Annotated in this window: 11 protein-coding genes; 9 read left to right on the top strand and 2 right to left on the bottom strand. The window is 58.5% G+C overall.

Annotated features, from left to right (window positions below):
* Window positions 1–1,086, bottom strand: a complete 1,086-nt coding sequence (locus HZB60_06170) for an IS630 family transposase (GenBank protein MBI5059351.1) — start codon at window positions 1,084–1,086, stop codon at window positions 1–3.
* Window positions 1,087–1,252: 166 nt separating this feature from the next.
* Between HZB60_06170 and HZB60_06175 the strand changes: the two genes are divergently transcribed.
* From HZB60_06175 to HZB60_06215, 9 genes are all read left to right on the top strand, one after another.
* Window positions 1,253–1,852 (top strand): DUF4194 domain-containing protein, encoded by a 600-nt coding sequence (locus HZB60_06175; GenBank protein ID MBI5059352.1) that lies wholly within the window; start codon window positions 1,253–1,255, stop codon window positions 1,850–1,852.
* Window positions 1,849–5,235, top strand: a complete 3,387-nt coding sequence (locus HZB60_06180) for an ATP-dependent exonuclease SbcCD, C subunit-like protein (GenBank protein MBI5059353.1) — start codon at window positions 1,849–1,851, stop codon at window positions 5,233–5,235. The genes HZB60_06175 and HZB60_06180 overlap by 4 nt, the downstream gene beginning before the upstream one ends.
* Window positions 5,232–6,407 carry a hypothetical protein gene (locus tag HZB60_06185; protein MBI5059354.1) on the top strand — a complete coding sequence of 392 codons (1,176 nt, stop codon included), beginning with the start codon at window positions 5,232–5,234 and terminating at the stop codon, window positions 6,405–6,407. Before HZB60_06180 ends, HZB60_06185 begins: the two co-directional genes overlap by 4 nt.
* 343 nt (window positions 6,408–6,750) lie before the next feature.
* On the top strand, window positions 6,751–6,966 hold the full coding sequence (locus tag HZB60_06190) for a heavy-metal-associated domain-containing protein (GenBank protein MBI5059355.1): 216 nt from the start codon (window positions 6,751–6,753) through the stop codon (window positions 6,964–6,966).
* Between the two features lie 22 nt (window positions 6,967–6,988).
* Window positions 6,989–7,441 (top strand): glycine zipper 2TM domain-containing protein, encoded by a 453-nt coding sequence (locus tag HZB60_06195; GenBank protein ID MBI5059356.1) that lies wholly within the window; start codon window positions 6,989–6,991, stop codon window positions 7,439–7,441.
* Window positions 7,442–7,597: 156 nt separating this feature from the next.
* Entirely contained in the window at window positions 7,598–8,149 is a 552-nt protein-coding gene (locus HZB60_06200) for a cytochrome b (protein ID MBI5059357.1), read from the top strand.
* Entirely contained in the window at window positions 8,150–8,707 is a 558-nt protein-coding gene (locus HZB60_06205) for a Sua5/YciO/YrdC/YwlC family protein (protein MBI5059358.1), read from the top strand.
* 18 nt (window positions 8,708–8,725) lie between these two features.
* Window positions 8,726–9,622 carry an oxygen-dependent coproporphyrinogen oxidase gene (gene hemF / locus HZB60_06210; GenBank protein ID MBI5059359.1) on the top strand — a complete coding sequence of 299 codons (897 nt, stop codon included), beginning with the start codon at window positions 8,726–8,728 and terminating at the stop codon, window positions 9,620–9,622.
* 30 nt (window positions 9,623–9,652) lie between these two features.
* A complete protein-coding gene (locus tag HZB60_06215; GenBank protein MBI5059360.1) occupies window positions 9,653–10,096 on the top strand; it encodes a hypothetical protein in 444 nt (147 codons plus the stop codon).
* A 43-nt stretch (window positions 10,097–10,139) separates the two neighbouring features.
* On the opposite strand, the gene HZB60_06220 is transcribed toward HZB60_06215, so the two are convergent.
* Window positions 10,140–10,934 (bottom strand): tetratricopeptide repeat protein, encoded by a 795-nt coding sequence (locus HZB60_06220; GenBank protein MBI5059361.1) that lies wholly within the window; start codon window positions 10,932–10,934, stop codon window positions 10,140–10,142.
* Window positions 10,935–11,181 lie beyond the last annotated feature (247 nt).

Genomic DNA, 11,181 nt, shown 5'->3' on the forward strand with positions numbered 1-11,181 from the left:
CTAGTGTAGTGTTGCATTCTGTTTGGAACTTAAGCGGCTGTTGGCGCGGATGACTTTTTGCAGTATATCGCGAGCACTTTTCGTCCAGATAAAAGGTTTGGGTTTGATGTTGTGATGGGCGATATACGCATCGATGGCACCAACCAATTCCGGCACACTGGTGAATACTCCTCGACGCAGGCGTTCGGTAGTGATGTCGCGAAAGAATCGCTCGACCATGTTGAGCCACGATGCCGAGGTCGGGGTGAAGTGCATATTAAAGCGAGGATGTTTGGCCAGCCACTCCTGCACGGTTGGGTGTTTGTGAGTGGCGTAGTTATCCGCGATCAGATGCAGCGTCTTGTCCTTGGGCGTTTCGCGGTCTATCTTCTTCAGGAACTTCAACCACTCGGCGTGGGTGTGGCGCGGCTGGCACTGGCCGATGACCTGGCCGTCCAGCACGTTGAGCGCGGCGAATAAGGTAGTCGTGCCGTTGCGCTTGTAGTCGTGAGTCATGGTCGCCGCACGCCCTTTCTTCAGAGGCAATCCAGGCTGGGTGCGATCCAGCGCCTGCACTTGGCTCTTCTCGTCGCAGCACAATACCAGCGCATGTTCGGGCGGCGACATGTACAAGCCGACAATGTCTTCGAGCTTCTCGACGAATCGCGGATCGCGCGAGACTTTGAAGCCCCGCACGAGATGCGGCTTGAGCCCATTCGCGCGCCAATGCCGTGAAACGCTTGCCGCGCTGACGCCGATCTTGGCGGCCATTTTGCGTGTGCTCCAGTGGGTGGCCGCATCCGGCTTGCCCTGCGTGGTCATCTCCACCAACTGTGCCACATCTACTTTCACATTTGGTGCGCCGCGCGGCAAATCACGCTCGATACCCGAGAGCCCCGACTCGGCGTAACGGTCCCGCCAGCGCGAAACTTGGACTCGCCCAACACCCAGTTCTTCAGCAATATCTTTGTTTCGCCAGCCATCCGCCGCCAGCAGTACGATGCGGGCGCGCTGCGCCAGCCGCACGCTGGTGAGCTTGGAACGTACCAATTTCGTTAAATCTTTCTTTTGATCTTTCGTCAGCACAATCTCGACAGCTACTCGCATTTACGCTCTCCGGTTCACAACACGAAGGATTGGAGATGCATGATAAATATAAGTTCCATCAAGAATGCAACACTACACTAGTTCCATCAAGAATGCAACACTACACTAGCTATAGGCTTGTGGCAAAATGACTCCGATGCCAATCAGCCAGAAGTGAGTGAAATAAATGCATAACGACGAAGCCGAAGGCCAGGCATTTTCCCGCGTGTTGATCGCTTTGATGAAAGGCGTCGTGTATCAGGATACCGATGCGGCTATCTGGCAGGCGTTGCTCGGCTTGCAGGCCAGGGTGCGCGATTATCTGGCGGTGCTGGGGCTGGAGTTGGTGCTGGACGAGGCGGAAGGTTATGCCTGGCTGAAATCCCGGCCTGCGCCCGAGGAGGGGGAGGCGTTGCCGCGCCTGGTGGCGAAGCGGCCTTTGTCATTTCCGGTGAGTTTGCTGCTCGCTTTGCTGCGCAAGAAGTTGGCCGAGTTTGATGCGGGCGGCGAGGATACGCGGCTCATTCTTTCGCGCGATGAAGTGGTCGACATGGTGAGGTTGTTCCTGCCCGCCGGGGTGAACGAGGCGCGCATCGTGGATCAGATCGACACCCACCTGAACAAGATCATCGAGCTGGGTTTTGCGCGCCGCATGCGCGGGCAGACTCATCTCATCGAAGTGCGCCGCATCCTGAAAGCCTTTGTCGATGCGCAGTGGCTGGCCGAATTCGACCAGCGCCTGGCAACGTATTGCATCAATGTGCTGGGAAGCGGTGAGCAGGCATGAACACCGTGGCAGCCGAAAGCGGAATGCTGGATTTCTCCAGCAAGGAAGAGCGTAGCGGCTTTCGCCTGCATCGCCTGGAGGTGTACAACTGGGGCACTTTCAACGGCAAGGTGCGGGCGCTGCATGCGGGGGGCGATAACGCATTGCTCACCGGCGACATCGGCTCGGGCAAATCCACGCTGGTGGATGCGGTAACGACGCTGCTGGTGCCTGCCAGCCGCGTTGCTTACAACAAGGCGGCGGGCGCGGAATTCAAGGAGAGGACGTTGCGCTCCTATGTGCTGGGGCATTACAAATCAGAGCGTAGCGAATCGGGCGCATCCGCCAAGCCGGTGGCATTGCGCGATCACAACGACTATTCGGTGATTCTTGGCGAATTCCAGAACGAGGGCTTCGGGCTCAGCGTTACGCTGGCGCAGATTTTCTTCTGGGCAAAAAACACCCAGGGGCAGCCAGAGCGTTTTTATCTGGTGGCTGACCGTGGTATGTCCATCGCCGCCGATTTCACCGGATTCGGCACGGATATCAGCGGCCTGAAGAAGCGTTTGCGCGCCATGCCCGGCGTTGGGTTGTTTGAAACTTTTCCGTCATATGCGGCGGCTTTCCGCCGCCGCTTCGGCATCGAAAACGAGCAGGCGCTGGAGTTGTTCCACCAGACGGTGTCGATGAAGTCGGTGGGCAGCCTCACCGATTTTGTGCGCGAGCACATGCTGGAAGCCTTCGATGTGGAGTCGCGCATCGCGGCGCTGATCCATCATTTTGACGACCTGAATCGCGCGCATGAAGCGGTGCTCAAGACCAAGGATCAAGTCGCGCGCCTGTCGCCGCTGGTTGCCGATTGCGCGCGCTTCGATGAGTTGACGGCGCAAATCGGCGAATGGCGGAATTGCCGCGAGGCGCTGAAACCTTATTTTTCTTCGCTCAAGGCCGAGCTGCTGGAAAAACGGCTGCTCAACTTGAAAGAAGAAGCAGAGCGGCTCGATGGCAAAATTCAGGCACTGAGCAATGCCCGCAGCACACAGCAGGGCGAGCGCGACGACATCAAGCGCGCCATCGCGGAAAACGGCGGCGACCGCATCGAGCGTATCGCGGATGATATTCGCAGCAAGCAGCAAGAGAAAACCAGAAAGCTGGCGCGCGCGGAGCGTTATGCGGAGTTGGCGCAACGGCTGGAGATTATTTCCGCAAGCGATGTGGATGGCTTCGTCGGCAATCGCCACCGCCTCGCCGAGTTGCGCGAAACGTCTCAGGCGCGCGATGCGGAACTGCAAAACAAGCAGACCGAAGCGGGCGTCGACCTGCGCGGCCTCAAGCAGGAACACGAAACCATAGCAGCAGAACTCGTCTCCCTCAGAAAGCGGCGCAGCAATATTCCCGAGGCGCAAATCGCCATCCGGCGCATGCTTTGCGCGGCGCTCGATGTGGCGGAGGAAGCCATGCCATTTGCCGGGGAGTTGATCCAGGTGCGCGCCGAAGATGCCGCGTGGGAAGGCGCCGCCGAACGGTTGTTGCATAACTTCGGCGTTTCGTTGTTGGCGCCGGATAAACATTACACCGAGGTGGCTGCCTGGGTGGAGCAAACCCATTTGAAGGGGCGGCTGGTTTATTACCGCGTACGCGAACCTAAGGCTGATGATCACCCTTTCCTGCACCCCGATTCGCTGGCGCGCAAGCTCGCGGTCAAGCCCGATTCGCCTTTTTATGGCTGGCTGGAAGACGAACTGGCGCGCCGCTTCGACTATGCCTGTTGCGCGACGCTGGAGCAATTCCGCCGCGAACGCCAGGCGATTACCCGCGCCGGGCAAGTCAAGGCCGGTGCGGATCGCCACGAAAAAGATGACCGCCACCGTCTCGATGACCGCAGCCGCTATGTTCTGGGCTGGAGCAATGAAAACAAAATCGCTGCTTTTGAAAAACAGGCCAAGGGGCTGGAAGGGCGGATGCAATCACTTGCCGATATTATCGGCAAAGCGCAGGAAGAGCGAAACGCGCTGGCCGACCGCCTGCAATGGCTGGCGCAGATTGGGGAATACACCGATTTCAGCGAGCTTGACTGGCAGCCTGTTGCACTCGCCATTGCGGAGCTTGAGGCCGAAAAGAAAACGCTGGAAGCCGCATCCGATAAGCTGCAAACATTGGGCATCCAGCTCAAGGCGCTGGAGGAAAAACTTGGGCAGACGGAAAGCGATTTGGGCGAGCGCAACAAGGAACTTGCCCGCAATGAAGAGAAGCGGGAACAGGCGGATGCATTGCTCGTCGAATGCCAAATGTCTGTCGCTGCGCTTGATGCAGGCCAACGGGAAAAACGTTTCATCCAGCTTGGCGAACTGCGCACCGAAGCGTTGGGCGAACACACGTTAACTGTGGAGTCTTGCGACAACCGCGAGCATGACATGCGTGAATGGTTGCAAAAAAAGATCGATGGGGAAGACAAAAAACTCAAATATCTGCAAGAGAAAATCGTCAAGACCATGCAGGAGTACCGCAACAAATATCCGCTGGAGACAAAAGACGCGGATGCCAGCGTGGATGCGGCCCACGAATATCGCACCATGTTGCAACAACTTCAGGCCGACGACCTGCCGCGCTTCGAGGCGCGTTTCAAGGAATTGCTCAACGAAAACACCATCCGCGAAATTGCCAACTTCCAGTCGCAACTTGCGCGCGAACGGGAAACCATCCGCGAGCGCATCGAACGCATCAACGCCTCGCTCGCGCAGATCGACTACAACCCGAACCGCTACATCTTGCTGGAAGCGCAGATCAGCGCGGATATGGAGCTGCGCGATTTTCAGCAAGAGTTGAAAACCTGCACCGAGGGCGCGCTGACCGGTTCGGAAGACGCGCAATATTCAGAGGCGAAATTCCTGCAAGTGAAGGGGATCATCGAGCGCTTTCGCGGGCGCGAAGGCAGCACGGAACCCGACCGGCGCTGGATGCGCAAAGTCACCGACGTGCGCCAATGGTTCGTATTCTCTGCCTCCGAACGCTGGCGCGAAAATAACAGCGAGCATGAACACTATACCGACTCCGGCGGAAAATCCGGCGGGCAGAAAGAGAAGCTGGCCTACACCATCCTCGCGGCCAGCCTGGCTTATCAATTCGGCCTGGAGTGGGGCGCTGCACGCTCGCGCAGTTTCCGTTTTGTGGTCATCGACGAAGCCTTCGGGCGGGGTTCGGATGAGTCGGCGCGCTTCGGCCTGGAGCTGTTCAAGCGGCTCAACCTGCAACTGCTGATCGTCACACCCTTGCAGAAGATCCACATCATCGAACCCTTCGTCGCCAGCGTCGGCTTTGTCCACAACGAAAAGGGGCAGGATTCGCAATTGCGCAATCTCACCATCGAAGAGTACCGCGCCGAGCGGGATGCGAGGCGGGCATGAGCGACTGGTCCACACCTGACGACATCCGCAACCGGGTGCGCCGCGAGTGGGATAATTGCCATATTCTGGCCGCAATGCTGGGAGGTGAGCCAGTCTTCCCCATGCGAATCCCACTGAAAAAACCCAACACCAAAGCACTTTCCGAATATTTCGAATTGGCGCGGCAGTGGGTTGCAGAATTAACTGCGGCAGCCGGTTTTCAGTTGGAGTGGCGCGAATTCAACCACCGGCAACTGGGACGCAACCGTGTCCCTGTAGCCGCGATTGTTGAAAGCGAGCAGGATGGCCTGGCGCTGATCGGCAAGCTGCGCGATGCGGCCAAATTCCGTGAACTGGCCGCAACCATTTCTGGAATCTATCCGGCGCTTGTCCCGTGGCTAAGAAAGCGTCCGCTGGCGGTGTTAGACCATGCCGAAAACTGGCCGCGACTGATTGCCGTGCTGGATTGGATAGTGCGCCATCCCCGTTCCGGCGTTTACCTGCGCCAGATAGACGTTCAGGGTGTTGATACCAAGTTCATCGAGAGCCACAGGAGCCTGCTCGGCGAAATGCTGGATATCGTACTTCCACCAGAGGCAATTGACACTCAATTTGCCGGCGCAAACGGTTTCGCGTTGCGCTATGGTTTCAAGCCCAAACCGGTGCAGATACGCTTCCGCTTCCTGGATCAGAAGTTGTGCATACAAGGGCTGTCCGACATCACCGTGATAAGCGATGAATTCGCCCGGCTCGCACTGGCGGTGAAGAGGGTGTTCATTGCAGAGAACGAGATCAATTTCCTCGCCTTTCCCGAAGTACCAGACAGCTTGGTGTTGTTTGGATCAGGCTATGGCTTCGACCATCTTGCCCAAGCCGAATGGCTGCAAAGCAGGGAGATTTTTTATTGGGGCGACATCGACACCCACGGCTTTGCAATACTGGATCAATTGAGAAGCAAGCTTCCGGCGGTGCATTCCTTGCTGATGGATCGCGCGACCTTGCTGGAACACCAGGCATTCTGGGGAGGAGAGGATAGTCCGACAGCACGTGAACTGGAACGCCTGCGGCCAGAGGAATCGGCGCTATATGATGATTTGCGCTTCAACCGCATTGCACCCGCCTTGCGGCTTGAGCAGGAGCGTATCGGTTTCGCTTGGGTAGAGGCTGCTCTTGTGGGGGCAGGATTCCGTTGAGCAGGATTCCGTTGAGATGGAATTGGCTTGTGGCTGTCAAATGTCACACGAGGTGGCAGTGAATGGCGCGAAGAGCATCGGGAAGTTGTGTGCGGGAATCGCTGTTAACAGGAATATCGCCGAAAGGCGAATCGGGGTAAGCGGGATTATCCGGGTTCAATAGGCAATAACTCGCAAAACAACATGCACTGCCGATGATGGAAGGAAGCCGAAAGGCCCTCCTCCACATCTGCCCGCGAAAAGCGGCATCGCCATCGGGGCGGCCGACACCACCCTGATGCGCAACGACCTGTTGCTCAAGCGTCGGCAGCCTTATAATGGCAAGCGTAACGGAGAATGACAAATGGCCCAAACGGAAACCCTGCAACTCGACATTCACGGCATGACCTGCAACGGTTGCGTGAAAAACGTGACGGGCGTGCTGCAAAAAGTCCCCGGCGTAACCAGCGTGGAAGTCTCTCTGGAACAAAAGCGCGCCAGGATAGTCTACAGTCCGGCCCAGGCTGGACCCGGCCAGCTCAAGGCTGCGGTCGAAGATGCCGGATTTGATGTGGTTTGAATTGATTCGAGGAGGCATCACCATGAAACAGTCCAAGATAATACTCATGTTGGGCCTGGTTGTTGCCGTCGCTGGTTGCGCCAGCAGCAAATCCGGCGATACCTACACGCGCGACGAAGCGCGGCGGGTACAGAATGTCCAGATGGGCGTGGTGGAAGGCTCTCGCCCGATCAAGATTGAAGGCACCAAGAGCGGGATCGGCACCGGGGCGGGCGCTATTGTCGGCGGCATTGCCGGCAGCTCTACCGGGCAGGGCAAGGGCAGTTCGATCGGCGCCGTTCTGGGCGCGGTGGCGGGCGGCGTGGTGGGCGCGGCAGCCGAAGAAGGTTTTACCCGCGAGGAAGGAATGGAAATAACGGTAAGGCTGGAAAACGGGCGTTTGATTTCCGTGGTGCAGGGTGGCAAGGAGCAGTTTCAGCCAGGCGACCGGGTGCGCGTATTGGGGAGCGGTGGCGAAACGCGCGTCACGCATTGACAGGAACTACATACAGCATTTTCAAAACGCCTTCCTTCGCCCTTGCATGGTAATGGGGCAATTCACGCGGGTTATATCCCTATCTGGCTCAGGCTCTCCGGGCTTGGGCTGAGTCAGACTTAAACCCTGAACCATAACGTTGAGGAAAGAAAAAACATGTTGCACAATTCATCCACGCACTACGGCACCATCGCCCGCCTGCTGCACTGGGGCATGGCCGCGCTGATTATTCTGAGCCTTGTCGTTGTGGAGTTGCACGAATTCTTCCCCAAAGGGAGCGGCCCGCGCGCCGCCATGATGACAGTGCATTTTCAGATCGGTGTAACCGTGCTGCTGCTGATCTGGGTGCGCCTGGCCGTGATATTTACCGGCAAGGTGCCGCCGATTGTCCCTGCGCCGCCGCTCTGGCAGCATATCGTGGCCAAGCTCGCGCATCTGGCGCTGTACCTCGCCATGATCGCGCTTCCCATCCTCGGTATCGTCATGCAGCAGGCGGACGACAAAGCCGTCGCGCTGCTCGGTATGCAACTGCCGGGATTTGTTGGGGTGGATAAGGATTTTTCCAAAGTGCTCAAGGAAGTGCATGAAACATTGGGCAACATCATGATTGTCCTGATCGTCGCGCACGTTGCGGCGGCAATCTGGCACCACCGGGTGCAGAAAGATAACACCCTGTTGCGCATGTTGCCGCCACGGGCAAATTCTTAATTGGGCTGCGGCGCCGGGCTATCTGGCGGTATTGCCGCGCACGTGAGGCGCGGCGGGCTGATCGCTTATCCCACCGAATCCTGCTACGGCCTGGGCTGCGACCCGCGCAACCGCCGCGCGGTGCTGCGGTTGCTGAAGCTCAAAGGCCGCCCGCAGGGCAAGGGGCTGATTCTCATCGCCGGCAAGTTCGCGCAGCTTGCGCCTTACCTGTTCCCCCTCGCGGCAGACCAGCAGGACATGCTGCGGCGTGATGGCGCGCGCGGCATCACCTACCTCGTGCCCGCCAGGCCAAGCTGCCCGCGCTGGTTGCGCGGCGCGCACGAAACCCTGGCGGTGCGCATTACCGCGCACGCCGGGGCCGCCGCCTTGTGCGATGCGCTCGGCACGGCCCTGGTTTCCACCAGCGCCAACCGCAGCGGTCAGCGGCCGGCACGGACGTATGCACAATGCAGCAGGCTTTTCGGCGAGCGGGTGCGGGTGCTGCGCGGGCGGACAGGCAAACGCAGGAAACCTTCCACGATACGCGCGTGGATGGGCGGTAAAGTCGTTCGCGCGTGATCTGCAACCGGAGAATCCATGGATAGCACCGCAGTCAGAAAATTCTTGATCGGGTTACAGGACACGATCGTCGCCCGGATGGAACAAATTGACGGGATGAAGTTCATCCGCGACAGTTGGGATCGCCCGGAAGGCGGAGGCGGATGCTGCTGCATCCTAGAGGGCGGCAACGTGCTGGAGCGCGGCGGCGTGGCGTTCTCGCATGTGATGGGCGACAGGCTGCCGCCCTCCGCCACCGCGCACCGCCCGGAACTGGCCGGAAGCAGGTGGGAAGCGATGGGCGTGTCGCTGGTGCTGCATCCGCGTAATCCCTACGCGCCTGCCACGCACATGAACGTGCGCATGTTCATGGCGAATAAGCCCGGCGGGAAAACCGCGTTCTGGTTCGGCGGCGGCATGGACCTGACGCCTTATTACGGCTTTAACGAAGACGCGGTGCATTTCCACCAGACCTGCAAAAACTCGCTGGCGCCGTTCGGCGCGCACTTCCACCCGAAGTTCAAGAAATGGTGCGACGAATATTTTTTTCTCAAGCACCGCAACGAGCCGCGCGGCTCCGGGGGCATTTTCTTCGACGACTTGAGCGAACCGGACTTCGATACCTGTTTCGCCATCCAGCAAAGTGTGGCCAACCATTTTCTGCCCGCTTATGCGCCGGTTCTCGAACGCCGCAAGGATACGCCCTACGGCGAGCGGGAGCGCGATTTCCAGCTCTACCGGCGCGGGCGCTATGTCGAATTCAACCTGGTGATAGATCGCGGGACGATTTTCGGGCTGCAAAGCGGCGGTCGCACCGAATCCATCCTGCTGTCCATGCCGCCGCTGGTAAAATGGCGCTACAATTGGCAACCGGAGCAGGGAACGGCAGAAGCGGAATTGTATGAAAAATTCCTGGTGCCCAAAGACTGGGTATGAGTTGACGGGCGGTTTGGGGAGGTGGCAACCATGATTGAATTATTAAGGAGATTTTCAGTTGCGCTCCTGGCGCCCATGCTCTTTGTTGCTTCCCCTCACAGCAACGCGCAAGCCGTGGACTGCCGTTCCTGCCACGCTCCCGGCGGGGCTCCGGGGGCGGCGGATTTCAGCGCGATGTACGACAACCCAGAAATCCATCACCGTATCGGCATTCCCTTTCCCGCCGGCGCGCAGGGCTTCACGGTGCCGGACGGGCAGGATGTTGATGTCACGTTTTTCGACAGAAACCATAATGGCATACCCGATATGGACGAGGTGCAATTATTCGATTCGATTGCCGCCATGATGGTGATCGAATGCGCCACCTGTCACATGGAGCATGGCGATGGGCCGCCCGTACTCCTCCACCCCCCGAAATATCTCCGCTTCAAAAATACCGGCAGCGCGCTCTGCACGACCTGCCATACCATGTGATGCTGGCAGCCTGACTGGCCATTTCTGAACCCGGCCTGCGGCCTCATTGCGGCTGCCCGCGCTCCGAGAGCAGGTCGCCGAGGCTGCCGAGCGCTTTCGCGTGGTCGGGGTTGATGCTCAGAGCCTTGCGGTAGCTGGCTTCCGCCTCTTCGAACCGCCCGAGACCCCTGAAGGCATTCCCCAGGTTGTAGTGCGCATCGGTAATATCCGGGTTGAGCGCAAGAGCGCGACGGAAGCTCTCCACCGCCGCATCCGGCTTGCCTTGCGACAGTAGCGCGTACCCCAGATTATTGTGTGCCACGGCGATATCCGGTTTGATGGCAAGCGCTTTATTATAGAGTTCGATTGCCGCATCGAGCCTGCTTTGTGCGTGGGGCGCCGAACCCGATCCGCCGGGTTTGGCCGGATCGGTTTCTCCGGATTGATAGCCTGATGCCGGCGATTGCTCCATCTGCCACAGCCGCTCATAGGCGAGCCCCATGTTCACCAGCGGTTCTGCGGCAGCCGGCATCAGTTTGCTGGCGCGACCGAAAGCCTGCAACGCATCCTCCGCACGCCCCAGATCAATCAGCGTGACACCCTTGTTCATGTATATTTCATAGTCATCCGGCGCAAGCCCGAGCGCGGCCTCGTAGGAGGCCAGCGCCTCCTCGAAGCGACCCTGAATTCTCAGCGTATTGCCGAGGTTGTAGTGGGCGGGCATGAAGCCGGGATCGAGCGCAATGGCTTTGCGATACATGCGTTCGGCTTCTGGAAACTTTCCTTCGCCCAACAGGATATTCCCCTGGTTCTTGATGGAGGCGGGAGTTTCTTTGGAGCTGTAAAACAAATCGTACATGGCAAATCCTTATCAAATACTCATAACGATCATGGCGCAGGCCACCTCGAATGATGAATCGTCTGCGCCATGATCGTTCCCTCACATCCCGCGACACGTTACTGATAGAACTACTAGCCATATATGGACGCCCCCGGAACTGCAATAGCTTTCACTCGGTTTTGACAGAAATAGATAAAGATTGCAGCCATATATCCGGGCTTTGTTTGCGGCATCTAGCCGCTGCCCCTGATGGAATCCGCTGGTC

Source organism: candidate division KSB1 bacterium, assembly GCA_016214895.1.
Lineage (GTDB): Bacteria > Electryoneota > RPQS01 > RPQS01 > RPQS01 > JACRMR01.